At 70.9% G+C, this 24294-nt stretch carries 26 protein-coding genes; 9 read left to right on the forward strand and 17 right to left on the reverse strand.

The features are described 5' to 3' along the window. Positions 1 to 2 precede the first annotated feature (2 nt). Entirely contained in the window at positions 3 to 722 is a 720-nt protein-coding gene (gene fabG, locus EV375_RS04400; protein ID WP_130298276.1) for a 3-oxoacyl-[acyl-carrier-protein] reductase, read from the reverse strand. Between the two features lie 292 nt (positions 723 to 1014). Here fabG and tyrS point away from each other — a divergent pair, with 292 nt between their 5' ends. Beyond that, positions 1015 to 2430 carry a tyrosine--tRNA ligase gene (tyrS, locus tag EV375_RS04405; protein WP_130298277.1) on the forward strand — a complete coding sequence of 472 codons (1416 nt, stop codon included), beginning with the start codon at positions 1015 to 1017 and terminating at the stop codon, positions 2428 to 2430. Positions 2431 to 2599: 169 nt separating this feature from the next. Here the strand turns inward: tyrS and EV375_RS04410 are convergent, their stop codons facing one another. After that, positions 2600 to 2881: a GlsB/YeaQ/YmgE family stress response membrane protein gene (locus EV375_RS04410; RefSeq protein ID WP_130298278.1), complete on the reverse strand. Its 282-nt coding sequence runs from the start codon at positions 2879 to 2881 to the stop codon at positions 2600 to 2602. 271 nt (positions 2882 to 3152) lie between these two features. Here EV375_RS04410 and EV375_RS04415 point away from each other — a divergent pair, with 271 nt between their 5' ends. Both EV375_RS04415 and EV375_RS04420 read left to right on the forward strand, forming a co-directional pair. Continuing rightward, positions 3153 to 3509, forward strand: a complete 357-nt coding sequence (locus tag EV375_RS04415; RefSeq protein WP_130298279.1) for a DUF3099 domain-containing protein — start codon at positions 3153 to 3155, stop codon at positions 3507 to 3509. A 281-nt stretch (positions 3510 to 3790) separates the two neighbouring features. Continuing rightward, a complete protein-coding gene (locus EV375_RS04420) occupies positions 3791 to 4012 on the forward strand; it encodes a hypothetical protein (protein ID WP_130301598.1) in 222 nt (73 codons plus the stop codon). Here EV375_RS04420 and moaA read toward each other — a convergent pair. The 3 genes from moaA to EV375_RS04435 form a co-directional block, all read right to left on the reverse strand. Then, on the reverse strand, positions 3995 to 4984 hold the full coding sequence (gene moaA, locus EV375_RS04425) for a GTP 3',8-cyclase MoaA (protein ID WP_130298280.1): 990 nt from the start codon (positions 4982 to 4984) through the stop codon (positions 3995 to 3997). The two genes, EV375_RS04420 and moaA, sit on opposite strands and share 18 nt — an antisense overlap. Before the next feature lie 103 nt (positions 4985 to 5087). Beyond that, the gene (locus EV375_RS04430) at positions 5088 to 6737 is read right to left on the reverse strand and encodes a sodium/solute symporter (RefSeq protein WP_130298281.1); all 1650 of its coding nucleotides are present in this window, start codon (positions 6735 to 6737) and stop codon (positions 5088 to 5090) included. Then, a complete protein-coding gene (locus EV375_RS04435; RefSeq protein WP_486588276.1) occupies positions 6734 to 7081 on the reverse strand; it encodes a DUF485 domain-containing protein in 348 nt (115 codons plus the stop codon). The genes EV375_RS04430 and EV375_RS04435 overlap by 4 nt, the downstream gene beginning before the upstream one ends. 242 nt (positions 7082 to 7323) lie before the next feature. Here EV375_RS04435 and EV375_RS04440 point away from each other — a divergent pair, with 242 nt between their 5' ends. Beyond that, the gene (locus EV375_RS04440) at positions 7324 to 8859 is read left to right on the forward strand and encodes a S8 family peptidase (protein ID WP_486588277.1); all 1536 of its coding nucleotides are present in this window, start codon (positions 7324 to 7326) and stop codon (positions 8857 to 8859) included. A 56-nt stretch (positions 8860 to 8915) separates the two neighbouring features. Here EV375_RS04440 and EV375_RS04445 read toward each other — a convergent pair whose 3' ends face one another. Then, entirely contained in the window at positions 8916 to 9875 is a 960-nt protein-coding gene (locus tag EV375_RS04445) for a sterol desaturase family protein (protein WP_130298283.1), read from the reverse strand. A gap of 306 nt (positions 9876 to 10181) precedes the next feature. Between EV375_RS04445 and EV375_RS04450 the strand changes: the two genes are divergently transcribed. The 3 genes from EV375_RS04450 to EV375_RS04460 are packed head-to-tail and all read left to right on the forward strand — an operon-like array spanning position 10182 to position 13067. Then, positions 10182 to 11255 carry a DEDDh family exonuclease gene (locus EV375_RS04450; protein WP_130298284.1) on the forward strand — a complete coding sequence of 358 codons (1074 nt, stop codon included), beginning with the start codon at positions 10182 to 10184 and terminating at the stop codon, positions 11253 to 11255. Positions 11256 to 11280: 25 nt separating this feature from the next. Further along, complete coding sequence (locus tag EV375_RS04455) at positions 11281 to 12261, forward strand: SURF1 family cytochrome oxidase biogenesis protein (protein WP_130298285.1); 981 nt, start codon at positions 11281 to 11283, stop codon at positions 12259 to 12261. Between the two features lie 44 nt (positions 12262 to 12305). After that, a complete protein-coding gene (locus EV375_RS04460; protein WP_130298286.1) occupies positions 12306 to 13067 on the forward strand; it encodes an SDR family oxidoreductase in 762 nt (253 codons plus the stop codon). A 113-nt stretch (positions 13068 to 13180) separates the two neighbouring features. Here EV375_RS04460 and amaP read toward each other — a convergent pair whose 3' ends face one another. The 5 genes from amaP to EV375_RS04485 are packed head-to-tail and all read right to left on the reverse strand — an operon-like array spanning position 13181 to position 15574. Further along, complete coding sequence (amaP, locus tag EV375_RS04465) at positions 13181 to 13786, reverse strand: alkaline shock response membrane anchor protein AmaP (protein WP_130298287.1); 606 nt, start codon at positions 13784 to 13786, stop codon at positions 13181 to 13183. Positions 13787 to 13791: 5 nt separating this feature from the next. Further along, a complete protein-coding gene (locus EV375_RS04470; RefSeq protein ID WP_130298288.1) occupies positions 13792 to 14469 on the reverse strand; it encodes a DUF6286 domain-containing protein in 678 nt (225 codons plus the stop codon). After that, positions 14466 to 14837, reverse strand: coding sequence for an Asp23/Gls24 family envelope stress response protein (locus EV375_RS04475; RefSeq protein ID WP_130298289.1), 372 nt, complete (start codon positions 14835 to 14837; stop codon positions 14466 to 14468). Before EV375_RS04475 ends, EV375_RS04470 begins: the two co-directional genes overlap by 4 nt. Before the next feature lie 13 nt (positions 14838 to 14850). Then, complete coding sequence (locus EV375_RS04480) at positions 14851 to 15039, reverse strand: hypothetical protein (RefSeq protein ID WP_055485341.1); 189 nt, start codon at positions 15037 to 15039, stop codon at positions 14851 to 14853. A gap of 37 nt (positions 15040 to 15076) precedes the next feature. Continuing rightward, the gene (locus EV375_RS04485; RefSeq protein WP_055485595.1) at positions 15077 to 15574 is read right to left on the reverse strand and encodes an Asp23/Gls24 family envelope stress response protein; all 498 of its coding nucleotides are present in this window, start codon (positions 15572 to 15574) and stop codon (positions 15077 to 15079) included. A 185-nt stretch (positions 15575 to 15759) separates the two neighbouring features. Between EV375_RS04485 and EV375_RS04490 the strand changes: the two genes are divergently transcribed. Next, the gene (locus EV375_RS04490; RefSeq protein WP_130298290.1) at positions 15760 to 16611 is read left to right on the forward strand and encodes a nucleopolyhedrovirus P10 family protein; all 852 of its coding nucleotides are present in this window, start codon (positions 15760 to 15762) and stop codon (positions 16609 to 16611) included. Between the two features lie 67 nt (positions 16612 to 16678). On the opposite strand, the gene EV375_RS04495 is transcribed toward EV375_RS04490, so the two are convergent. The 3 genes from EV375_RS04495 to EV375_RS04505 form a co-directional block, all read right to left on the reverse strand. Then, positions 16679 to 17458 carry an enoyl-CoA hydratase/isomerase family protein gene (locus tag EV375_RS04495; RefSeq protein WP_130301600.1) on the reverse strand — a complete coding sequence of 260 codons (780 nt, stop codon included), beginning with the start codon at positions 17456 to 17458 and terminating at the stop codon, positions 16679 to 16681. A 74-nt stretch (positions 17459 to 17532) separates the two neighbouring features. Then, positions 17533 to 17754, reverse strand: coding sequence for a helix-turn-helix domain-containing protein (locus EV375_RS04500; protein WP_028435537.1), 222 nt, complete (start codon positions 17752 to 17754; stop codon positions 17533 to 17535). Positions 17755 to 18104: 350 nt separating this feature from the next. Then, on the reverse strand, positions 18105 to 19703 hold the full coding sequence (locus tag EV375_RS04505; protein ID WP_130298291.1) for an ABC-F family ATP-binding cassette domain-containing protein: 1599 nt from the start codon (positions 19701 to 19703) through the stop codon (positions 18105 to 18107). 241 nt (positions 19704 to 19944) lie between these two features. Between EV375_RS04505 and EV375_RS04510 the strand changes: the two genes are divergently transcribed. Continuing rightward, positions 19945 to 20346 (forward strand): VOC family protein, encoded by a 402-nt coding sequence (locus tag EV375_RS04510; protein WP_130298292.1) that lies wholly within the window; start codon positions 19945 to 19947, stop codon positions 20344 to 20346. Between the two features lie 44 nt (positions 20347 to 20390). Here the strand turns inward: EV375_RS04510 and EV375_RS04515 are convergent, their stop codons facing one another. From EV375_RS04515 to EV375_RS04525, 3 genes are all read right to left on the reverse strand, one after another. Then, positions 20391 to 21839, reverse strand: a complete 1449-nt coding sequence (locus EV375_RS04515) for a hypothetical protein (RefSeq protein WP_486588278.1) — start codon at positions 21837 to 21839, stop codon at positions 20391 to 20393. A 285-nt stretch (positions 21840 to 22124) separates the two neighbouring features. Beyond that, positions 22125 to 23381, reverse strand: coding sequence for an alpha/beta hydrolase (locus EV375_RS04520; RefSeq protein WP_130298294.1), 1257 nt, complete (start codon positions 23379 to 23381; stop codon positions 22125 to 22127). Positions 23382 to 23495: 114 nt separating this feature from the next. Continuing rightward, positions 23496 to 24155, reverse strand: coding sequence for a class II aldolase/adducin family protein (locus EV375_RS04525; protein ID WP_486588279.1), 660 nt, complete (start codon positions 24153 to 24155; stop codon positions 23496 to 23498). Between the last annotated feature and the right edge of the window lie 139 nt (positions 24156 to 24294).

Genomic DNA, 24294 nt, shown 5'->3' on the forward strand with positions numbered 1-24294 from the left:
TCTCAGTGCCCCATGCCCAATCCGCCGTCGACAGGAATGACGGCTCCGGTGATGTACGCGGCCTCGTCGGAGGCGAGGAAACGGACGGAGGAGGCGACCTCCTCCGGCTGGGCGTAGCGCCCCAGCGGCACCTGCTCGACGATGTTCGCGCGCTGCTCGTCGCTGAGTGCCTTCGTCATGTCGGTGTCGACGAAGCCCGGCGCGATCACGTTGCAGGTGATGTTACGGGAGCCCAGCTCACGGGCGATCGACCGGGCGAACCCGACCAGACCGGCCTTGGAGGCGGCGTAGTTGGCCTGCCCCGCCGAGCCGAGCAGCCCGACGACGGAGGAGATCAGCACGATGCGGCCGGTGCGCGCCCGCAGCATCCGCTTCGTCGCGCGCTTGACCACGCGGAAGGTGCCGGTGAGGTTGGTGTCCAGCACGGCGCTGAAGTCCTCTTCGGACATCCGCAGCAGCAACTGGTCGCGCGTGACACCGGCGTTGGCGACGAGCACCTGCACCGGGCCCTGCTTCTCCTCGATCTCCTTGTAGGCCCTCTCCACCTGTTCGGGATCGGTGATGTCGCACCTGACCGCGAGGCAGCCGAGGTCCGTGAGCTCCTTCGGGGGCTCGCCCGTACGGTAGGTGACGGCGACGTCGTCCCCCGCGTCGGCGAAGGCGCGCGCGATGGCGAGGCCGATGCCGCGGTTGCCTCCCGTGACCAGTACCGAGCGGCTCAAGGTGGGACCACCCTTTCTGCGATCTCCGCGCTGCCGCGTGCGTGACGAGGAAGGCGGCCGGTGTCTGTCACTGTGAAAGCTATATGCGCGCGGCCCGATTCAGGGAATGGGGCAGCGACAGGGGGGCGAGCGGCCTCCTGTGGGATCTCCACAGATACCCGCGGTCATCCGGGAGGCTCGCGGGGCCCCGGCTCGGGAAGGGGCGCGGGCCCGGACGGCGGCCGCCGGGAGCCCGCCTGGCACGAATAGACTCTGCGGCGACCCTGATCCGCTTCTATCCCCAGGACAGAACGTGACACGCCTCGGCGACTCCGTACAGCGCGCCAGCCGGCTGCTGGCCCAGGACCTCTCCTCCGACACCACGGTCGAGCAGCTGCTCGCCGAGACGGGGTCGCGCCGCTATCTGGATCTGAGCGATCTCCCGGCGAAGGAGCAGGCCGCGCTGATCGGTGCACGCGCCGTCGAGGTGCTTCCGTCGGTGGAGAAGCTCGCCGAGGCGATCGAGACGAAGCGGGCGCAGGGCAAGGGCCTGCACGTGAAACTCGGCATCGACCCGACCGCCGCCGATGTGCACCTGGGCCACGCGGTACAGATGATCGTGCTCAGCCGGTTCCAGCGGATGGGACACGACGTCACGCTGATCATCGGTGACTTCACCGCGAAGATCGGCGATCCGTCGGGCCGTACGGCGGAGCGTCCGGCGCTGACCGACGAGGACATCGCGAAGAACCTCTCGGGCTACCAGGACCAGGTCAGGCCGTTCTTCGACTTCGAGAACGTCAGCTTCCGCAACAACAGCAACTGGCTGGGCGGGATCGGGTTCGCGCAGCTCATCGCCCTGCTCGCCCAGGTGCCCGCCTCGGCGCTGCTCCAGCGCGAGGACTTCCGCAACCGCCTTGCTCAGGGCTCCGGGCTGACCATGTCGGAACTGATCTACCCCGTGGCGATGGCCCTGGACTCCGTCGAGCTGGACTGCGACATCGAACTGGGCGGCGTGGACCAGCTGTTGAACATGCAGATGGGCCGGCGCCTGATGGAACTGCACGGGCAGAGTCCCCAGATGATCGCGGCCATGCCGCTCATCGAGGGCACGGACGGCTCGGGCGCGAAGATGTCGAAGTCCAAGGACAACTACGTCAGCCTGACCGCCGACGCGGACGATGTGTACGGCAAGATCATGTCGATCCCGGACCGGCTGATGGTGCCGTACCTGCGTGCCTGGACGGAGTGGACGGACGCCGAGATCGACCAGGTGGCCGCCCGTACCGAGGACAGGACGCTGCACCCGATGGACCTGAAGAAGGTGCTGGCGGGCGACGTCGTCATGGCGCTGTACGGACCGGAGGCGGCGAAGGCCGCCCGGGCGCACTTCACGGCGCAGTTCTCGAAGAAGTCCTTCGGGGACGTGGAGACACTGCCGAGCGTTGACGCCGCCGAGCACGGCGGCGAAGGCATCGCGGCGATCCTCACCCGGGTACTGGAGTTCACCCCGAGCGCCTCGGCCGCGCGGCGCATGGCCAAGCAGAAGGGGCTGCGGCTCGTCGTCGAGGCGGAGACGGGCGGCGGTCAGCACGCGATCGTGCTGCTCGAGACGGACGCCCTTCGGCCGCTGGCCGAGGTGGTGCCCGAGAAGCTGGCCGAGGCGGGCCTGAGCGGGACGGTCTACCTCAAGGCGGGCCGGAGGATCGCGCAGATCGAAGGTCTCTGAGGAGGCCTCCGAGGAGCGGGCGGGGCCTCCGGGGCCCGCCCGCCCTGCAGCCCCTCCGGCCCCGCGCAGCCCGCCCGTCCCGCACGCTGTCCGCCCGCAACCCGTGCGGGCACCGGGGCCGGGTGCGGGCACCGGGGCCGGGTGCGGGCAGGCCACGCGGGTCTGCGCCTCACATGCGTGCCCGCTGCCCCCTGCCTCTGATCCGCTGCCACAGCGGCGAGCCGAGCGCCACCACCAGCACGGCGCAGCCGAGTTGGAGGCCGTGCCGGATCCAGTCGAAGCCGCTGGTCACGCCCACACCCGCCCACGTGGCGATCGCGTTGCCGAGGACGGCTCCCAGCATCCCGAAGAGCACGGTCAGCCAGAGGGGCATGCGCTGCCGGCCCGGGATGATCGCCCGTGCGAGCACGCCCAGCACCAGCCCGACGATGATCGCCCACAACCAGTTCATCGCACCTCCGTAGAGCGCCTGAGCCTGCCCCCGGCTCGTGCCCGCGCCGGGCCGGACGGTGCCGGGCCTTGCCGGACCGTGCGCCGTCAGCTTGGCGCCGCACGCACTACGCCGCACTGCGGAGTGGTCCGTACGGGCTGTGCCGGAGTACGACCGGTCCACACGGCCGGTCCGCCCGGTCTCGAAGCCGTCCGAGCTCAGGCGTACCGTGAGGGAGACTGTGTGCCCGGCGGCAGGCCGGGCGACCGGCACGGGTGAGGTGGTGAGAGTGATGCGGAAGCAGCGCGGAGCCGAGGTCTTCCAGATCACCGGAGCCCGTCAGTCGCTCGCCGACGATGTGCGGGGCAGACAGCGGCGCTACGTGATCTCGATGCTGATCAGGACGGCGTCGGTGCTGCTGACCGTCGTCCTGTGGAACGTTCAGCGGCCGTTGGCCGTTGTGACACTGGTGATTGGTGCGTTGCTGCCGTACGTGGCGGTGGTGATCGCCAACGCAGGCCGGGAGAACCCTTCTTCGATGCCGTCGGCCTACGTGCACACCCACACGCGGCCCGCTCTCACGGCCTCCGACGCCGTACCGGAATCCCGCGGCGAACCGGCCGAGGGGCCCTCCGGCGACCGCAGTTGAACCGGCGGCCGGCCATCCTTGCGTAAAAGCTCAAGAAAAGCTCAGATCAATCATGCTGTTCCGCTGCACCTCGCAGGGGTCCCCGTGCCATACTTCAGAAGCGCTCCGCATCCCCCGTCGGAGCGACAGACCGACGCCGGGCGGCTCCCCCCGTGGCTGCCCGGCGTCGCTTGTCTTCCTGCCCAGGGTGTTGGATAGAGGCCGTGTCCTCAAAGCCTTCCTCACCCTTCCCGTTCCAGCCGTCCGGCCCGTCCCACGACGGTGAGGCCCCCGAGAGCCCGATCTGCTCGGCAAAGGGCTGCCGCGCTCCCGCCGTGTGGGTGCTGGCCTGGAACAACCCCAAGCTGCACACCCCGGAGCGCCGCAAGACATGGCTGGCGTGCGACGAACACCGCGAACACCTCTCGTCCTTCCTGGGAATGAGAGGGTTCCTCAAGGACGTCGTCCGCCTCACCGAGTGGGAGGGGGGCGGCAGCTCCGGGCGCTCAGCCGCCGATGGCTGACATGGGGCGGTCGGGCTGCACGAATGACGGGTCGTCGATGCCGGCGCCCGCCTTCTTGCCCCACATCGCCTGCCGCCAGCGCGACGCGACCTCGCTGTCGTCCGCGCCCGAGCGCAGCGCACCGCGCAGATCGGACTCCTCCGTCGCGAACAGGCAGGTGCGCACCTGGCCGTCGGCCGTCAGGCGCGTGCGGTCGCAGGCGCGGCAGAAAGGCCGGGTCACCGAGGCGATGACGCCGACGCGGTGCGGGCCGCCGTCGACGATCCAGCGCTCCGCGGGAGCGGATCCGCGCTCTTCCTCGTCTTCGGGGGTGAGGGTGAAGCGGCTGCTCAGCGACTCCAGGATGTCGCCGGCAGTGATCATGCCGTCCCGCTGCCAGCCGTGCTGGGCGTCGAGCGGCATCTGCTCGATGAAGCGGAGTTCGTAGCCGTGTTCCACGGCCCAGGCGAGCAAGTCGGGCGCCTCGCCGTCGTTGAGCCCCGGCATCAGAACGGAGTTGACCTTCACCGGAGTCAGGCCCGCCTCGTGCGCCGCGGCCAGACCGCGCAGCACGTCCGCGTGCCGCTTGCGGCGGGTCATCCTCTGGAAGACCTCCGGATCGAGCGTGTCCAGCGAGACGTTGACCCGGTCCAGGCCGGCGTCACGCAGCGCGCCCGCCGTACGTTCGAGGCCGATCCCGTTCGTGGTGAGGGAGAGCTTCGGGCGGCGCGTCAGCGCGGCGCAGCGCTCGACGATGCCGGTCAGGCCGGGCCGCAGCAGCGGCTCGCCGCCGGTGAACCGGACCTCCTCGACGCCGAGTTCGTCCACGGCGATGCGCACGAGGCGGACGATCTCGTCGTCCGTGAGCAACTCCGGCTTGGCCAGCCACTGCAGACCTTCCTCGGGCATGCAGTAGGTGCAGCGCAGATTGCAGCGGTCGGTGAGCGAAACGCGCAAGTCGGTGGCGACCCGGCCGTATGTGTCGAGCAGCATTGCTGGCAGCCCTCCCACGGTTGTGCCGATTCTTCGCAGCGTACGGGACGCCACCGACATTCAACAGATCGTTGAAGTCGGTGGCGTCCCGTACGGGTTGCGCTCAGTGCGCGCCGTGACCCGTAAGGGAACGCACCTCCAGTTCCGCGTGCTTCTCCACCGCGCTGTCCTCCTTGGAGGTGATCGAGCCGAGCCAGCCCATCAGGAAGCCCAGCGGAATCGAGATCAACCCCGGGTTGGACAGCGGGAAGACAGCGATGTCCGCACTCGGGAACATCGAGGTCGGCGTGCTGGTGACGACGGGCGAGAAGAGCACCAGCACCACGGACGAGATCAGTCCACCGTAGATCGACCACAGCGCACCCCTGGTGGTGAAGCGCTTCCAGAACAGGCTGTAGAGGATCGTCGGCAGGTTGGCCGACGCGGCGACCGCGAAGGCGAGCGCGACGAGTCCGGCGACGTTCAGCCCGCCGGCGAAGATGCCGAGGACGATCGCGACGGCACCGATGATCACCGAGGAGATGCGCGCGGCGCTGACCTCCTCCTTGTCGGTCGCCTTGCCCTTGCGGATCACGTTCGCGTACAGGTCGTGCGCGAACGACGAGGACGAGGCGAGCGTGAGCCCCGCGACCACGGCCAGGATCGTGGCGAAGGCGACCGCCGAGATCATCGCGAGAAGGATCGCCCCTCCGGTCGAGTCCGCGCCGCCGCCGATCTCCTGGGCCAGAAGCGGGGCCGCGGTGTTGCCCGCCGGGTCGGAGCCGGTGATCGTCTTCTGGGAGAGCAGGGCCGCCGCGCCGAAGCCAAGCGCGATGGTCATCAGGTAGAAGACGCCGATGATCCCGATCGCCCAGTTCACTGACTTGCGGGCCGCGTTGGCCGTCGGAACGGTGTAGAAGCGGATCAGGATGTGCGGCAGGCCCGCGGTGCCCAGAACGAGCGCGAGGCCGAGCGAGATGAAGTCGATCTTCGACGTGGCGCTGACGCCGTACTTCAGGCCGGGCTCCAGGAACGCCGCTCCCTTGCCGCTGTTCTCGGCGGCGGCACCGAGCAGGCTGGAGAGGTTGTAGTTGAACTTGTGGAAGACCAGCACGGTGATGATGAGCGTGCCGCCGATGAGCAGGACGGCCTTGATCATCTGCACCCAGGTGGTGCCCTTCATGCCGCCGATCGTCACGTACAGCACCATGACGACGCCCACGAGGACCACGATCAGGTTCTTCCCCGCCTCACCCGTGATGCCCAGCAGCAGGGCGACGAGCGCGCCCGCACCGACCATCTGCGCCAGCAGGTAGAAGATCGAGACGATGATCGTGGAAATGCCCGCCGCGGTACGGACGGGGCGCTGCCGCATCCGGAAGGCGAGGACGTCACCCATCGTGTAGCGGCCGGAGTTGCGCAGCGGCTCCGCGACGAGTACCAGCGCCACCAGCCATGCCACGAGGAAGCCGATGGAGTAGAGGAAGCCGTCGTACCCCGACAGCGCGATGGCGCCGGCGATGCCGAGGAACGAGGCGGCCGACATGTAGTCGCCGGAGATCGCCAGCCCGTTCTGGAAACCGGTGAACTCACGGCCGCCCGCGTAGAAGTCCGTGGCGTCCTTCGTCCTGCGGCCGGCCCACACAGTGATGCCGAGCGTGAGCAGGACAAAGACCGTGAAGAGTGTGACGATCAGAGTGCGGTGCTGGCTGGCGCCTTCGGCCGCGAGCTGCAGCTGTCCCGGGGACGAGGCCAGCGAATGGGTGAGGCTCATGCTTCACCGTCCAGACGGTTCTTGATGGCCGCGCCCTTCGGGTCGAGCTTGGCCGCGGCGTGACGGGAGTACCACCAGGCGATGAGAAAGGTGGTCAGGAACTGGGCGAGCCCCAGGACGAAGGCGACGTTGATCGTGCCGACGACCTTGGTAGCCATGAACCCGCCGGCGTAGTTCGACAGCAGCACGTACAGCAGGTACCAGGCGATGAAGCCGACGGTGAGGGGGAACGCGAATGACCGGAAAGTGCTGCGCAGCTCTCCGAACTCCGCGCTCTGCTGCACCTGCGCGTAGTCCGTGCCATCCGGTGGCGCGGACCTCTCGTTCTCTTGTGCTGAGTCCACGGGAACTCCAGTCGATGTGAGTAACGGGTGAGAAGAATGAGCAGGTCGGGGTGTGGACACCGGGAGTGCGGTGCGGCGCATCGTAGATCTTCACAAGGGGCTGGCAACAGGGGGAGGTCGTTGAGACGCGGAAGAGTTATCGAAGACAAACCCGGGTCATCTTCGGGATTCCATTGCTGGGCAGTACCGATCGGCGCTAAGTTCCCATCTCTGTGGTCAACTTCGGACAACATGGAGATCCCATGGATTCGCAACATTCCAGGCGGTGGCGAAGACTCGCCATGCCGCTGGGACTGGTTCTGACTGCCTCCATCGGTCTGGCCGGTGCAGCCGTGGCCAGCGGTCAGGACACGCCCGCATCCTCGACGGACGGCGAGAAGCTGAGCTACGTCGTCAACACCGAGGCGGACGCCGGCACGGTGAAGCGTGTCAAGAAGGAGATAGCCAAGGCGGACGGCAAGGTCGTCACCGCTTACGGGAAGATCGGCGTGATCGTCGCGCACTCGTCGAACGCCGGGTTCGCGGAGACGATGCGCTCGGTGAAGGGCGTGGAGACGGCAGGCGCGACCCGCACCGCACCTCTCCGTAGCGCCGCAACCACGGATGTGGGGAAGCCGAAGTACCTCGAGGTGCCGAAGTCGGCGAAGGGGGCCGAGGCCAAGGCCAAGGCCCTGGCCGACGGCACGGAGCCCCTTGAGTCCCTCCAGTGGGACAAGCGGGCCATCAGGGCCGACGAGGCCAGCAAGATCAACCAGGGCAGCAGGGACGTCACCGTCGGTGTGATCGACACCGGTGTGGACGACACTCACCCCGACCTCGCGGCCAACTTCTCGGCCAAGCAGTCCGCGAGCTGCGTGGGCGGCAAGGCCGACACGAAGAAGGGCGCCTGGCGTCCCTTCGACCCGTCGGGCGACTACCACGGCACGCACGTGGCGGGCATCGTCGCCGCTCCGCGCAACGGAGTCGGCGTGGCCGGCGCCGCGCCGGGCGTGCAGGTCGCCTCGCTGAAGGTCTCCGAGCCGGAGACCTCGCTGTTCTACAGCGAAGCGGTGGTCTGCGCGATGGTCTTCGCGGCCGACCACGGCATCGAGGTCACCAACAACAGCTACTACGTGGACCCGTGGCTCTACAACTGCTCCGACGACCCGGACCAGAAGGCGATCGCCGACGCCGTGGGCAGGGCCGTGAAGTACGCGACGGGCAAGGGCGTCGCGCACGTCTCGTCCGCGGGCAACTCCTCGCACGACCTGGCCGCGACCGAGATCAAGGACGACACCAGCCCCAACGACACCGAGCCTGTCGAGCGGACCGTCAACCCGGCGGACTGCCCCGACATCCCGACCATGCTGCCCGGGGTGATCTCGATCTCGTCCACCGGCGCCGAGGACGGGAAGTCGTACTTCTCCAACTACGGCCTCAACCAGATCGATCTCTCGGCTCCCGGCGGCGACCGGCGCTACCAGACTCCTGAGGAGCCGGCGAAGGACGGCGGCGTGCTCTCGACGATGCCCGACGGCGACTACGCCTACCTGCAAGGCACTTCGATGGCCGGTCCGCAGGTCGCCGGTGTCGCGGCGCTCATCAAGAGCAAGCACCCCGACGCCAGCGCGAAGGACGTCGCCTGGATGCTGAAGGCGCAGGCGAGGAGCGTGGCCTGCCCCGATTCCTACGACCCCGACGGCAAGGGCACGTACGAGGCCGAGTGCACCGGTCTCAAGGGCAACAACAGCTTCTACGGCCACGGCATCGTGGACGCGCTCGCGGCCGTCAAGAAGTAGGAACCACCCCCGGCGGACTCGACGCCGGTGCCCGCGCCGCCTCCTGACCCGCCAGGTCAGGAGGTGACGCGCGGCGCCGGTGAATCCGCCGGCGAGAGGCCGGGCTGCTCGGGCGGCCCGGCCTCTCGCGTGCCGTCCGCCTCGCCCTTGCCGTCCTCGCCGTTCCCGCCGTTCCCGCCGTCCGCTTGCGGGGCCCAGCCGGGCCCGCGGAAGACCCTTCCGGCACGCTCGCCCCACGTGCTCGCCGCACGCAGGTCGCGTCCGATGGAGACGTACTCGTGCGTGGCCACGCGCAGCGGGTTGTAGGTCGAGATGTTCTTGGTGAGCCCGAAGACGCACCGCTCGGTCTCCGGCGTGAAGGAGCCGAACAGCCGGTCCCACACGATCAGGATTCCGCCGAAGTTCCGGTCCAGGTAGCCGCCTTGGGAGGCGTGGTGGACACGGTGGTGCGAGGGCGTGTTGAAGACGAACTCGACCGGACGGGGCAGCTTGCCGATCCGCTCCGTGTGGATCCAGAACTGGTAGACGAGGTTCACCGAGGAGCAGAAGGCGAGCGCGGCGGGGTGCACGCCCAGCGCGATCATCGGCACGTAGAAGGGCCAGACGGTCCACGTGGTCCATGGCTGGCGCAGCGCGGTGCTCAGGTTGAACTTCCTGCTGGAGTGGTGCACCACGTGGCAGGCCCACAGGATGCGGATGACGTGGTGCCCGCGGTGGGACCAGTAGTAGAAGAAGTCCTGCGCGAGCAGCATCAGCGGCAGCGTCCACCACTCCACGGGTACGCGCAGCGGCGTCAGTTCGTAGATGCCCACGTAGAGGGCCACGATGGGGATCTTCCACAGGGCGTCGAAGGCGAGACTGCCCAGCCCCATGCCGATGCTCGTGGCGGCGTCCTTTGCCTCGTATCCGGCGGCGTCGTCGTCCGGATGAAGGCGATAGCTCACGATTTCGATCACCGTGAGCAGAATGAAGGCAGGTATCGACCAGAGTACGACGTCAGGCAGCTGAGACGGCATGTCAGCAAGGTAGACCCGGAGGGCGCCCCCCGCCAGGGGTTGTTACCGACAAGTATAAAATGAGTGGCCGTCACCCGGACCGCGAACGGGCACCTCTCGGCTCTCCTCTCCGGGCTCTCCCCTCCCGCAGCGCTCCCCCGCACGTCTGCGGGCGCGCTCCCGGCGGAAGGCGGCCGCGTGCCTCAACCCCCCGCACGGGCCGGGTCGTTGACACACCGTCGGGCCGCTCCCGCCGGTCCGGTTCGGCACGGGGCACACGGCAGGCCCCGCGGGAACTGTCAGTGCCGCCCCGTATTCTCTGTGACCATGCTCGAAGACCAGACGGCATCCCCGGGCGAGCCCGCGGACGGGACGGCGGCAGCCGGCCGGGTCCCCGCCCAGTCACCAGCCGTCGGCTCCGCAGCAGGGGCCGCCGCCTGGCCCGACGGATATCCGCAGGGCTACGCGGTGGTGGACGTCGAGACCACCGGCCTCGCCCGTGACGACCGCATCGTCTCCGCCGCCGTCTACCGGCTGGATGCGCGCGGCGAGGTCGAGGACCACTGGTACTCGACCGTCAACCCGCAGCGCGATCCGGGCCCCACCTGGATCCACGGCCTGACCACCGAAGTCCTCGCCGACGCACCGCTGTTCACGGAGATCGCCGACGACCTGGCCACCCGCCTCGACGGCCGCGTGCTGGTCGCGCACAACGCGGTCTTCGACTGGTCGATGATCGCGCGGGAGTACGCGCGTGCGCAGCGCACGCCGCCCGTCCGCCAGCGGCTGTGCACGATCGCCCTCGCCAAGCAGCTCTCGCTTCCGCTGCCCAACCACAAGCTGGAGTCGCTCGCGGCGCACTACGGCGTCTCCCAGCAGCGCGCACACCACGCCCTCGACGACGCGCGCGTGCTGGCCGAGGCGTTCCGGCCGAGCCTCCATCTCGCCGTCCAGCAGGAGGTGCGGCTGCCGCTGCACGCCTGCCGGCCCCTCTCGGAGTGGCCGGAAGGGCAAAGCACCGACGGCGGCGGCTTCTTCGGCGGCCAGCGAGGCCGGGGGTCACGTCCGTACGGGCACGGCTGGCGCCGCTCACGAAAGCGGCCCGCCTGCCCGTACCCGAATCCGGGCCGGTACGAGCCGGGCGGGAGGCTCGTGCAGGGGATGCGGATCGCCATCTCGGGCGACACCTCGGTCGACCGTGAGCTGCTCGAGGACAGGGCGACCGAGGCCGGGCTGCACATCTCCTCCCACGTCTCGCGGCTCACCAGCCTGCTGGTCACCAACGATCCCGATTCCCTGACCTCGAAGATCGTCAAGGCGCAGGCGTACGGCACTCCCGTCGTCGACGAGGCCGCCTTCGGCCATCTCCTGCGGGACGTGGCCCCAGCACCGGGTCCGTGAGCTCCGGGGAGTACCGTCGTCAGGCGTGTACCGCTTCCTGTTGTCCAGGCAGTGGGTGATCCTCACCCTCCTCGGCCTCGCCCTCATCCCCGCGATGATCAAGCTGGGCTTCTGGCAGCTGCACAGGCACGAGTCGAGGGTGGCGCACAACGAGCTGATCTCCTCCAGCCTCCGGGCCGAGCCCGTGTCCTTCGACCGGCTCAGCAGCCCCGCGCACGGCCCCGCGGAGGACGAGCAGTTCCGCACGGCGAAGGCGACGGGGCGCTACGACGCCCGCCACGAGGTCGTGGTGCGGCAGCGTACGGGCGCGGACGGGAAGTCCATCGGGTACTTCGTCGTCACACCGCTGGTCCGCGACGACGGCAGCGCCGTCCTGGTCAACCGCGGCTGGATCGAGGCGGGCGGCGACCTCACCCGCTTCCCTGACGTGCCGGCACCGCCACTCGGCAAGGTCACGGTCACCGGCCGCGTCATGGCGGACGAGACGAGCGAGGCCAGCGGCATCAAGGACAAGCGGGGACTGCCGCCCCGTCAGGTGATGCTGATCAACAGCGACCGGCTGGCCGGAACGCTCGGCAGGCCCGTGCTGCGTGGTTACCTCCAGCTGACGTCGACGTCCCCGAAGCCGGCGGCCGGCCAGCCGCAGCGCATTCCTGAGCCCGACCACAGCAGCATCGGCGCGCACATGGCCTACGCCGTCCAGTGGTGGCTCTTCGCCGCGGGCGTTCCGGTCGGCTGGGTGATCCTGGTACGGCGCGAACGCAGGGACCGTGCGGCGGCGCCCGGCACCGCCCCGTCCGAAGGGTCGGAGGCGGCGGAGGCCGGGGGCGCCCGGGTATCCGGCACTCCGCGCGACGGCTCGGGCCGCGACGGCGAAGGCGACGGCTCGGGCGACGCCCCGAACCACGCCTCGAACGACGACGAAAGCGGCGCTGAAGGCGACGGTGAGCAGGAGAAGACGCCGCCCTCCACCGCCCCGGCCGGAATCCCATCTTCCGCCGACTGACCCTGCCTGCACGCGCCGGTGAACGGTGGCGCACACTGTGAGCCATGGATCTCGGGCTGAAGGACCGCGTCTACGTCATCACAGGTGCCACCCGCGGACTCGGGTTCGCGACAGCGGAAGCGCTCGTCGCCGACGGAGCCAAGGTGGTCGTCTCCGGCCGCAGCGATGAGGCCGCCACCGAGGCCGCCGCGCAACTCGGCGCGGGATCGGCCGTCGGGATCGGTGCCGACAACGCCGACCCGGACACCGCCGGGCGCCTCATCGAGACGGCGAAGCGCAGTTTCGGGCGCTTCGACGGCGTACTGATCAGCGTCGGCGGTCCGCCCGCGGGCGTCCCGGCGGACTCGCTCTCCGACGAGCAGTGGCGGTCGGCGTTCGAGACGGTCTTCCTCGGGGCGGTACGCCTGGCACGCACGGCGGCCGGCGAGCTGGGCGAGGGCGGCGTCATCGCCTTCGTTCTCTCCGGATCCGTGCACGAGCCGATTCCGGCGCTCACCCTCTCCAACGGGCTGCGCCCCGGGCTGGCCGGCTTCGCCAAGACGCTGGCGAACGAGGCGGGACCGCTGGGGATCCGGGTGCTCGGTCTGCTTCCGGGCCGGATCGCCACCGAGCGGCTCCACTACCTCGACTCGCTGAGCGGCGACGGCGACGCCGCACGCGAGCGCAACGAGGCAGCGATCCCGCTGCGCCGCTACGGGACGCCGGAGGAGTTCGGGCGTACGGCGGCCTTCGTGCTCTCACCGGCGGCCTCGTACCTCACGGGCGTCATGCTCCCGGTCGACGGCGGTGCCCGCCGGGGCTTCTGAGGCTCCCCCGCCCGCGAGGTCGTGGCTCCGGTCACGACCCGCGGCTGCGACTCGCGACCGCGACCCATGACGAGGTCCGTGCCCCCGGACTCCCACAGGGACGCGGCGGGGTCTCAGAGCACTTTCTCGGCGCGGTGTTTGACGGTGCGCAGCCGGACCTCCGCCGGCAGGCCGTCCAGCGACGCCGACGTACGCGCGTGTTCGAGCGCCTCTCCTGTGACGCGCTCCAGCACGGGCCCCGGCTCGGCGTGAGCCGCCAGCAGCAGCTCTACCGAGGCGCGCGGGGCGGTGCGCCGTCCGCTCAGCCGTACCGCCGCCTTGTCGACGCCCGGGAGCGCGGCGGCCTCCGCCTCCAGCACGCTGGACAGCGCCCTTCCGCGCAGCAACGCGGCCTCGCCCCCGCCGCTTTCGACCAGGACCTCGCCGAGCCTGCGCCTGCGCAGCTGCGCGAGCAGCCACCACAGCAGCAGGAGCACCAGCAGCGCCAGGCCCCCGAGGACCGCCGGCCACCACCAGCTCTCCCCGCGCCACTGGGTGCGGTCGGCGCTGGAGAGCAGCACGTCGTCGGGCCGTGCCCACGGCCATCCGGAGGGCAGGCTGAAATGCCAGTGGCGAGGCAGGTCGAACCCCCCGACGAGTACGGCGAGTCCGAGGGCGAGCAGCAGCAGTCCGGCCAGGCCCAGCAGCACCCGGTTGACGCTCCGCAGGACTCCGTCCATTCCGCTCACCGCTTCTTCGCGCGCTGTACGTGTACCGAAAGCCCCGGCTGACGTGCGAGGCCGAGCCGAGTGATGCCGTCCCCGAGGACGGAGTCGAGGTCGCCGCGCACCTCGTCCAGGTCCCTGAAGTGCGCCTGGGCACGCGCCCGTACCTTGCGCCGTCCCACCGCGACCCGCACCGACTGCACGCCGGAGACCTTCATGGCGCGGTCCCGCAGCACCAGCGCCGCGGCCGTCCGCTCCAACCCCCCACGCACACCGGCGACTTCACGGCGCATCGGAAGCAGACCGCGTCGGCCCGGTGTGACGGCGAGCGCGATCAGCCACACACCGAGCAACGTGACCACGCATGCGGACGCGAGGACCTTGGGGTCGTCGACAGGGGTGACCGCCATCTCGTGGGCGAGGGTGCGGCGCCAGCCCATCGCGGAACCGCCCGCCCGTACGGACACCACGTCGTAGAGCATCAGGCCCGCGGCGGCGAGCGCCAGCAGGGAGACGACGCCCGCGGGCAGCCGCCGCACCGACCAGAACCGTTTCGCGCGGCCCGGCTGCCCGGGGCCGCTGCCGGGGTCGTAGCCGGCCGCGGAGGTCGACTGTTCCAGGTCTCCCCCGCCCGCTCCCGGGCCCGCCTGCGGCTCCTTCTCCAGCGTCGGCAACCGCTGGGTGCGCTCGTCGCTCACCGGGCCCTCCCGGACCTCTCGCCGTCCAGCTGCTGGGAGTGCAGCCGTTCCACGCCCACGGCCACGTCCGGCACGTCCATGCCGGCCAATTCCTTTACCCGCGAAACGACTTGCCGGCGCACCGCAGCACACTGCGCGCCGATGTCGGAAGGGTAGCCCAGCTCCACGAGGACGCGGACCCTAGCGGTCCCGTCCCGCACCCTGGCGGAGGCGCGGGGCCAGTGACGGGGGCCCGGCGGGACCCAGGGAGCGGACGCGGCGCGCAGAGCCTCCCGTGCCGCCTGAACGGCGATCTTGGCCACGACACGCTCGACGACAGTGGTCGCGCCCCGTTCCGCTCCGTCCGGTACCTCGGTTTCAGCTGTCACCGTCCGGTTCCCGTCACCTGCGCCGGCTCTCGCCACGCAGGCGGAAGAACTCCTCCGCCCGCAGGTCACTCTCGAAGAAGCGGCCCACGACGAAGCCGAATCCGCCCAGCGCCGCCACCAGGAGGAAAGCACTGAACCCGCCGAAGAATCCGGCGAAGCCCAGGCCCATCCCTGCGATCAAGCCGATCACGGCCATGCTCATCGTGCGCCCCTTTGCTCAGTACGGATGTGCGCCGTAGCTACTGAAGCCGCGTACGGCCCTGCTCCTCTTCTTCGTCCGGTTCGTCGGGCAACTTGACGTCGTCCACGGCGATGTTGACCTCAACGACCTCCAGGCCCGTCATCCGCTCGACCGCCGAGATGACGTTCTCGCGCACGGAGCGGGAGAGATCAGCGATGGGGTAGCCGTACTCGACCACGAGCTCCAGGTCGAGCGCCGTCTGGATGTCACCGACCTCGGCGCTGACGCCCCGTGCGGCGGACCTGCTCGTCCCCGGTACGCGGTCCCGCATGGCCCCGAAGGTGCGGGCCATGCCGCCGCCCAGGGCGTGGACGCCGGGCACGTCACGCGCGGCCATGCCCGCGATCTTCTGGACGACATCGTCGGAGATGGTGGTGCGCCCCCGGTTGGCCGCCTCGACACGGGCGCCACGGGTCTCCCCCGCTCCGTCGCGTGAGGCCGTGCGCGATCCCTGTCCGGAAGCCTCGAACCGGTTGCCGGTCTTGGTGTCGGCCATGACCTTCACCCCTTTCCGTGAAGGAGAGCAATCCTGAATTGCGTCTCTTGTGCCACATTAGGTGCGCTTCGACAGATTCGCCTCGTACGTCCGCACTTGGCAGGTCGAGGGCCGTTCCGGCAGGTCCCCTCGGACGGGCCGACCGGTCACGCAGTGGGTCCGGAAAAAGACGGAGGGCAGCTGAGATGGAATCCGAAGGGCTCTCCCGGGCGGTACGGCGCCGGCTCGGGCTCGGGCGGCTGCTGCCCCTGGGGGACGCGCAGGACGGAGCGTGGCTGGCGGAGAGCGCAGCGGTGACGTCGCTCCGGGCGGCGGCCTCGTCGGCGCTGCCGCATGTACGGATCGGTGACCTGCGGATCTCCTCCGCCGGACCGGGGACGGCCGGCGTACCGGCGGTCCCCCCGCCTCCGACCGCGCTGCCTCCCGGTCCGCTGCGCGTCGACGCCGCCTTCGCGTCGACACCGCACGTGCCGCTGACGACGACGGCGGAGCTGCTGCGGGCGACGCTGCTGACGGCCGCGGACCGGACGCTGGGGCTGCGCGTGCGCACCGTGGATCTGCGGGTCACGGACCTGCTGGAGAGCCCGAACGGGCACGACGGCCGGTCCTCCGACGACGGCTACCGGGCCGGGGTGAGCGGCGCCGCCGGGCTCACGGCCGGTCCGGCCGGGCACCGGGCGCCGACCCCCGAGACGCATCCGCCCGCCCCCGCGGACGACCCGAACGGCGCCGCCACCGCGCAGGCGGTCATCTCCGTGCCGGGAGTGACACGCCTCGACCCGGTTCTGGGTCCGGCGTTCGGCGGCCGCGCCGCCGGCGCGGTGAGCGTCACGGACACGACCGACGCCGGCGGGCGCCCCACGGGGAGGCATCTGCAGATCCAGATCGCGGTCGCCGAGGCCTCACGCGCCCTCGACGTGGCACGGGACGTGCGGCACGCCGCCGGCAAGGCGGCCGCCTGGGACGCCGAGGAGCCGTCCCTTCCGGTGACAGTGGCCGTGCTGATCGGCGCCATCGACCCGGAGCGGCACCGATGACCCCACGGCCCGGTGCCCACTGGCGCACCGCAGCCCGGAGGTCACCGGCCGGGCCGGCCGCGGGAGTTCACTCGCCGAGGCCCGCGAGGTCGCGGAGCCGGCGCGTCTGAGCCGCACGCTCGGCGGCGCACTGCTCCTCGTAGGTGCGCCGGCCGGCGCCCTGCAGCAGGGCCTTGGTCTCGACGACGGCGTCCCGCGGCCCTCCCAGCAGGGCGGCCGACAGATCGGCGACGGCACTGTCGAGTTCCGGAGCGGGCACGACGAGATTGGCCAGCCCGGTGCGCTCCGCCTCGGCCGCGTGCACGAAGCGGCCCGTCACGCAGATCTCCAGCGCGCGCGAGTACCCGAGGACGCCGACGAGCGGGTGCGTGCCCGTCAGGTCGGGGACCAGTCCGAGGCTGGTCTCCTTCATGGCGAACTGGACGTCGTCGGCGCACACCCGGATGTCCGCGGCCAGCGCGAGCTGGAAACCCGCCCCGATGGCATGACCCTGCACGGCGGCGACGCTGATCAAGTCGGGACGGCGCCACCAGGCGAACGCCTCCTGGAAGGTCGCGATGGTCTCGTCGACCTTGTCGTCGGAAGCGCCCGCGAGTTCCAGGAACGACAGCTCGCCGTCGATTCCTTCGGGGGTGAACGCCTGCTTGTCCAGGCCCGCGGAGAATGACTTGCCCTCGGCACGCAGCACCACGACGCGGACGTCGCCGGGCAGGGTCCGTCCGGCCTCCGTCAGGGCCCGCCACAGGGCGGGCGACTGTGCGTTGCGTTTGGCCGGGTTGGAGAGCGTGACCGTGGCCACGGCGCCGTCCACGGCGAGACGCACGCCGTCCTTGTCCAGCAGGGTCATCGACATCCTCCGGTGGTTACTCATTGGTCAAGTAACCGAAGAGTAACCACCGGGAGAGATGCCCGGAAGCCCTGTCAGGCCGAGGCGGACTTCTTGCCTCGTGTCGCTCCGCCACGACCCCGCAGGGCCACGCCGGACTCACTGAGCATTCGATGCACGAAGCCGTAGGAACGGCCCGTCTCTTCGGCCAGCGCCCGGATGCTCGCGCCGCCGTCGTACTTCTTCTTGAGGTCTGCCGCGAGCTTTTCGCGCGCGGTGCCGGTCACCCGGCTGCCCTTCTTCAGAGTCTCGGCCACCCGTGCCTCCTCATGGGAAGTGCGCTTTGTGACTCTCATGATCACCCCTCCCCCTGCTTCTGGCCACCCATTCGGCAAGGTCCGTGGAACCGCCGTGAGCGCCGGACTACCGCCCGTTTCCGGTGGAACTCTCAATTCCGGTGGCCGGATCTGGGCGGTCCCCGGCAGGACTCCGGCGAACCTCCTGGTCAGCGAGGGAGATCTTCGTCACGGAGCGGAGTCCGGAAACGGCTGCCACAGGTGCGCGAACCCGCCCGGCGGCCACGCCGGGATACGAGCCGCCCTCACTCATATGAAGGATCAAGCGTCGGCCGAATGATCCAGCGGAGATTGATCAAGACGGCCGGACGTCAGGCCAGGGCGACAAGATCGGCGTACTCGTCGTTCCACAGGTCCTCGACGCCGTCCGGGAGCATGATGATCCGCTCCGGCTCCAGCGCCTCGACGGCCCCCTCGTCGTGGGTGACCAGGACGACGGCACCCGTGAAGGTGTGCAGCGCGCCGAGGATCTCCTCGCGGCTGGCCGGGTCGAGGTTGTTGGTCGGCTCGTCCAGAAGCAGCACGTTGGCGGACGAGACGACGAGCGTCGCCAGCGCGAGACGTGTCTTCTCTCCGCCGGAGAGCACCGCGGCCGGCTTGTCCACGTCGTCGCCGGAGAAGAGGAACGAGCCCAGCGTCTTGCGGATCTCGACGAGGTCCATGTCCGGGGCGGCGGAGCGCATGTTCTCCAGGACCGTCCGCGCGGGGTCGAGCGTCTCGTGCTCCTGCGCGTAGTAGCCCAGCTTCAGACCGTGCCCGGGCACGACCTTGCCCGTGTCCGGGTCCTCGATCCCTGCGAGGAGACGCAGCAGCGTCGTCTTGCCCGCGCCGTTGAGGCCGAGGATGACGACGCGTGAGCCCTTGTCCACCGCGAGGTCGACGCCGGTGAAGATCTCCAGCGAGCCGTAGGACTTGGAGAGGTCCTCCGCCATCAGCGGTGTCCTGCCGCAGGGCGCCGGATCGGGGAAGCGCAGCTTGGCGACCTTGTCGGACTGCCGCTCCTCCTCCAGGCCGGACAGCAGCTTCTCGGCACGGCGGGCCATGTTCTTGGCGGCGACGGCCTTGGTGGCCTTGGCGCGCATCTTGTCGGCCTGGGAGTTGAGCGCAGCGGCCTTCTTCTCGGCGTTGGCGCGCTCGCGCTTGCGGCGCTTCTCGTCGTCCTCGCGCTGGACGACGTACTGCTTCCAGCTCATGTTGTAGATGTCGATCGCCGCGCGGTTGGCGTCCAGGTAGAAGACCTTGTTGACGACGGTCTCGATGAGCGCGAGGTCGTGGGAGATGACCACCAGGCCGCCGCGGTAGGTCTTGAGGAAGTCCCGCAGCCACACGACGGAGTCGGCGTCGAGGTGGTTGGTCGGCTCGTCGAGGAGGAGGGTGTCGGCGTCCGAGAAGAGGATGCGGGCCAGCTCGACGCGTCGGCGCTGACCGCCGGAGAGGGTGTGCAGAGGCTGGCCCATCACGCGGTCGGGCAGGCCGAGGCTGGCGGCGATGGTCGCGGCCTCGGCCTCCGCGGCGTATCCGCCCTTGGTGAGGAACTCGGTCTCCAGCCGCTCGTACTTCTTCAGGGCACGCTCGCGGGTGGCTCCCTGGCCGTGTGCGATGCGGTCCTCGTTCTCCCGCATCTTGCGCATCACCACGTCGAGGCCGCGGGCGGAGAGGATGCGGTCGCGGGCGACGACGTCGAGGTCGCCCGTGCGCGGGTCCTGCGGCAGATAGCCCACCTCGCCGCCGCGGCTGATGGTGCCCGCGGCGGGGGAACCCTCGCCCGCGAGGCACTTGGTGAGCGTCGTCTTGCCGGCGCCGTTGCGGCCGACGAGGCCGATGCGGTCGCCCTTGGCGATGCGGAAGGTCGCGGACTCGATCAGGATGCGGGCGCCGGCGCGCAGCTCGAGGCCGGTGGCGGTGATCACGGACTACTCCAGGCAGGGTCAGGCGTACGTACGGACGAGGACTGGGGCGTACGTACGGCGCTAATGCATCGGGTGAGTAGCCATGCCGCCAGTCTAGCGGCGCACCGCAACTGCTTTCCCCCGCAGATCCCCGGGCGCGACCCCCAGTGGGCTTCGCCGCGCCGTTGTCAGTGACGGGTGCCACACTTCGGCTCAGCCGGAGGTGTTCCGGCCTCCGCGGGCCAGGAGAAGGGCGAATGCCATGTCCGACGCACCCACGCTGTACCCCACGCTGCTCTACAAGGATGCCAAGGCCGCCGTCGCGCAGTTGGAGAAGGCGTTCGGCTTCAGACGCCTGGCGATGTACGAGGCGGACGACGGCACCGTGATGCACGCCGAACTGGCCTACGGCAACGGCGCCGTGATGCTCGGCAGCAAGGGCAGGGAGGGCGTCTTCTCCGAGGCGATGCGCGGAGCGGGCACAGTGGGGATCTACGTGGTGGTCCAGGACGTGGACGCACACTGCGCGCGGGCGCGCGAGGCGGGCGCGGAGATCCTCATGGAGCCCACCGACCAGGACTACGGCGCGCGGGACTACATGGCGCGGGACATCGAGGGCAACGTGTGGAGCTTCGGCACGTACACGCCCGCGCTGGGCAGTTGAACGGCTGACGGGCCGGCGGCGGCACGGCCCCGTGTCGTCAGCCGTCAGACGCCACCGCCGGTGTGCACCTGGAAGGCCGCGCGGCGCACCGCCTTGGCGAGGGCCGGGTCGGGGTGCGCCGCCGCGAGGGCGACCAGCACCTGCACGGTGCGCGGGTGCCCGACCGCACGTACCTCCTCCAGCAGCTTCGGCACGGTGCCCTGGACCGCCGTCTCCAAGTGGTCGACGAGCAGCCGCTGTTCGCCGTGGTCGGTGACTGCTGCGGCCGTGTCGACCCACAGCCACGTCGCCTCCTGACGGCTGAGCACGCCGGGGGCGCCTCCGGCGAGGTCCTCGGGATCGGCCCCGTCCAGCTCGGCGAGCCAGAGCAGTGCGTAGGGGCGCAGGGTCGGTTCCTGCGCCCCTTCCCGTACGGCCTCCTCCGCGGGGGCGCCGATGACGCGCAGGGCCTCGAAGGCCAGCCCGCGGATGAGGGCGTCGTCGCCCCGGGCCGCCGCGAGGAGTTCGGTGACCGCGGCGCCGTTGGAGCGGGCTGCGATCCAGGCGCGGTACTCGTCGCGAGCCGGGCCGGGCGTGAGCCGCGCGCAGCCGCGCAGCATGTCCTGGGCGGACTGCTCGATGTTCCCCGCGGGGCTCTGGGCGGCGACACAGATCTGCTCGAGCTTGGTCCACACGGCCCAGTTGCCGAGCGGGGTGAGCACCGCCGAGCCCTGCCGGACGCCCGTCTCCCCTTCGCTGCCCTGCGGTTGGGAGGACGCCCGGGCATCGGTGCAGCGGGTCAGCGCTCCCACTGCCGCGAACCCGTCGAGCGCCCAGTCGAGCAGGGCGGGCAGGAGCACCTGCTCCGAGTGGTCCGCGGCGGCGCCGCTGCCGCCCTCCTGGGAGGCCGGCTCGTCGAGGGCGTCACGCTCGGCACGCAGCTCGGCCACGCGCTGGGCCAGCAGGTCGTGCAGTGCGGGGAAGGCGACGGGCCCGGCCGTCAGATGCATGACGGACAGCAACTGGGGTGCGGCCTCCACGACTTCGGCGACGAGCGCGGGGTCCGCGGGAGTCGGTGCCGGATAGGCCAGGGACCAGGCGTCGAAGAGCGCCATCCAGCCGCGCAGCACCGCGCTGTCGTCACGCTCCCAGGCGCGCAGCCGCCAACCGGGGCGGGCGGTGCCGCCGTGGAGCTCGATGAGCCCTGCCAGGCGTGCCCGGTCCCAGTGGGTGCGTACGTCCTCGACGGGCATCCGCAGTGCGGCGGCGGCCCGTTCGCGCTCCGGGCCGCTGCCGGGGAGAGCCTCGTTCCGCTCGGCCCACCGGGCGAGGACGACGGCGTCCGCGAGTGCGGCCCTGGCCTGCCGGGCCAGCTGCTCGCGCGGCGGCAGCCCTTCGGGCGGCGGCGGGGACGGGCGCCGGCGGCGGGCCGTCACGGTGCGCCGGGCGGCGGCGATCGGCCGCGTGGGGACGAGGCGGAGCGGGTTGTCTCGCGGGGTACGGGACGGCGTCACAGGAGCAGTCTTCATGGTCCCCGGCACAAATCCCAAACGGGGCCCCGGAATGGCCGAATCCGCTTGCTGGGGCGGGGCGGATTTCCGCGCAGCGATGCCCATTTGACGGGTGAAAGCGGACGCCTTCGCCTCGCCGGTCGCGGCGGTCCGCGGCCAGCGTTCCCACGCCTCACCGGCGTTGCCTCGCCGGCGTCGCCTCACCCGGGTGCCGCCCGGCCGGGGCCGACTTCCCGGGCTCCGCCGCCGCGTGTTTCGCGTGCCGTCGCGGCCGCGGCCTGTGCCGGACTACATCAACGGCGTCAGGAACTGCCGCAGCCGCTTCTCGTACTCCTCGGGGTCGGCGTTCCACATCGCCGCGTGCGGGGCGGTGGGCACCGTCTGCAGGCGGACCAACTCGCTGCGGCTGTCGGCGAGTTCCTTCGAGCGCTGCCAGGAGGCGACGGTGTCGTCAGGTCCGTGCAGCAGCAGGGCCGGGACGTCCAGTGCGGCCGGATCCACGATCTGCCGCATCCTCTCCGGCTCGACGTGCGCACGCCCCTGAGCGGCGCGTTGTGCGAGCGGCAGCAGCGCGCGCGGGGTGTGCCGGGAGACCGCCAGCGCCCGCACGGCCGCCCACCAGTCCAGTACGGGCGAATCGAGCACGAGGCCCGCGATCCTGCCGACGGCTTCGGGGGCCACGCCGCCGTCCGGCGCGGGGCCGCTCTCGTCCCCTTCTTCGGCGGACGGTCCGGAACGGCGCCGGCTCAGCTCACCGGCCGTGCGCAGCGCCATGGAGGCACCTGCGGACCAGCCGTGCAGAACGACGCGGGCAGCGCCGTTGCGCACCGCATAGGCGACCGCAGCCTCGGCATCACGCCATTCGGTGCCGCCGAGATGACGTACGCCGTCGGGCGGGGGCGGGGCTCCGGCGTCGCCCCGGTAGGAAAGGCCCAGCACGGGGATCCTGAGCCCGGCGTAGAAGGGAAGCAGCGGCAGCGCCTGGGCGGGGGTCGCGCCGAGTCCGTGCAGGGCGACGACCCAGGTGTCGCGCTCGCCGGGCATGAACCAGGCGGGCAGCGGGCCGAGTTCACCGGGCACCTCGACCGAGGTGCGGGAGACGGCACCGTCCATGATCTCCGTGCCGTCCGCCCCCACGGCGGACTCGTCCGTGTACAGCTGCGGGGTGAACCACACCTTGGTGCCGGGCCTGAGTTCGCCGCGGCCCACCCACTGCAGGCGGCGCACCACCGTGTCGGCGGGCGCCTTCGAGGGCTCGCCGTCCAGTACGGGGCCGACGACGGCGTGGCAGTTCCGGCCGACCAGCCCGTACACGCCCGGGAGCTGAGCGGTCAGGGAACGGGTGAGGGAGACGTGGCCGTCGCCGACGTCGTGGACCGTCAGCGGAGGTCCGCCGAATCCCGCGGGAAGCTGCAGGCCCGCCGCCGCTCTTCCGGTGCGCGCGGGCCGCAGGGCCGCGTCGGCGGCGTACCGTCCGGCGGCCAGTGCCGCGGCAGCGGCGGCCGTCACTGAGGTGGCGGCGAGGGCCGCGTTGCGCAGACGCATTGAGCCAGTGTCGTTCACGGAGCGGCCGCGGGGCCAGTACCGCCGTACCGTGCGGGCCAACTCCCGGCCGTGACCCGCGCGTCCGCGCCCCGGCCGGATGCTGCGGCGCGCCGTTCACCGCCCGGTGGGCCGCTGCCCGTGTCCCCTGAACTTCTCTTCCACACGGGCGAGTTCGCCGTCGGGGATCAGGGAGGGCGTGCGCCCGGGCAGCGAGGACGCCGCCAGCCAGACCCGGCACATCCACTCCAGCTGCGCGGTGCGGTCGTACGCCTGGGCGAGGTTCTCGCCGTACGCCACGGTGCCGTGGTTCTGCAGCAGACAGGCGCGACGGCCGTCGAGGGCGGCGCGTACGTGCGCGGCGAGTTCGTCGCTGCCGAACATGGCGTAGGGCGCGACGCGTACGGGGCCTCCCAGTTCGGCCGTGATGTAGTGAACGGCGGGGACTTCGCGCACAAGCGTGGAGACGGCGGTGGCGTGCACCGCGTGCGTGTGCACCACCGCACGCGCTTCGGTGTGCCGGTAGACGGCAAGATGCATGGGGAGTTCGCTGGTCGGCGACAGGTTCCCGGCTGCGCGCCGCCCTTCGAGGTCCACGGCGCACAACTCGGCGTCACCGAGGCGATCACAGGCGAGACCGCTCGGGGTCACCAGTACCGTCTCCCCCACCCGCACGGAGAGATTGCCGGAGGTGCCCACGACGAGCCCCTCGGCCGCCGCACGTCGAGCGGTGTCCACCAGTTCCCGCCAGGCGCCGAGCAGTTCAGCCGACTCCACGGCCTGTTCCTCCTCTGCTGCCGTTCTCCGCCGGCCCCGCCGCGGAGCCGCCAGGGGGCGGTGGCGGAGGGCCGAGGTACCGGTGGGACGGGTGTGTGACGCCGCTCACAACAGACCCCGTGGGGTGACACCCGGAAGC

It is taken from the genome of Streptomyces sp. CNZ301, assembly GCF_004217425.1.

Bases quoted from the DNA above. Each gene is read 5' to 3' on its own strand.
- EV375_RS04520 (WP_130298294.1), bottom strand. From the start codon at position 23,381: ATGCGTCTGCGCAACGCGGCCCTCGCCGCCACCTCAGTGACGGCCGCC.
- EV375_RS04440 (WP_486588277.1), top strand. From the start codon at position 7,324: ATGGATTCGCAACATTCCAGGCGGTGGCGAAGACTCGCCATGCCGCTG.
- EV375_RS04485 (WP_055485595.1), bottom strand. From the start codon at position 15,574: ATGGCCGACACCAAGACCGGCAACCGGTTCGAGGCTTCCGGACAGGGA.
- amaP (WP_130298287.1), bottom strand. From the start codon at position 13,786: ATGGACGGAGTCCTGCGGAGCGTCAACCGGGTGCTGCTGGGCCTGGCC.
- EV375_RS04430 (WP_130298281.1), bottom strand. From the start codon at position 6,737: ATGAGCCTCACCCATTCGCTGGCCTCGTCCCCGGGACAGCTGCAGCTC.
- EV375_RS04490 (WP_130298290.1), top strand. From the start codon at position 15,760: ATGGAATCCGAAGGGCTCTCCCGGGCGGTACGGCGCCGGCTCGGGCTC.
- moaA (WP_130298280.1), bottom strand. From the start codon at position 4,984: ATGCTGCTCGACACATACGGCCGGGTCGCCACCGACTTGCGCGTTTCG.
- EV375_RS04495 (WP_130301600.1), bottom strand. From the start codon at position 17,458: ATGACCCTGCTGGACAAGGACGGCGTGCGTCTCGCCGTGGACGGCGCC.
- EV375_RS04460 (WP_130298286.1), top strand. From the start codon at position 12,306: ATGGATCTCGGGCTGAAGGACCGCGTCTACGTCATCACAGGTGCCACC.
- EV375_RS04415 (WP_130298279.1), top strand. From the start codon at position 3,153: ATGCGGAAGCAGCGCGGAGCCGAGGTCTTCCAGATCACCGGAGCCCGT.
- EV375_RS04445 (WP_130298283.1), bottom strand. From the start codon at position 9,875: ATGCCGTCTCAGCTGCCTGACGTCGTACTCTGGTCGATACCTGCCTTC.
- EV375_RS04410 (WP_130298278.1), bottom strand. From the start codon at position 2,881: ATGAACTGGTTGTGGGCGATCATCGTCGGGCTGGTGCTGGGCGTGCTC.
- EV375_RS04450 (WP_130298284.1), top strand. From the start codon at position 10,182: ATGCTCGAAGACCAGACGGCATCCCCGGGCGAGCCCGCGGACGGGACG.
- EV375_RS04510 (WP_130298292.1), top strand. From the start codon at position 19,945: ATGTCCGACGCACCCACGCTGTACCCCACGCTGCTCTACAAGGATGCC.
- EV375_RS04480 (WP_055485341.1), bottom strand. From the start codon at position 15,039: ATGAGCATGGCCGTGATCGGCTTGATCGCAGGGATGGGCCTGGGCTTC.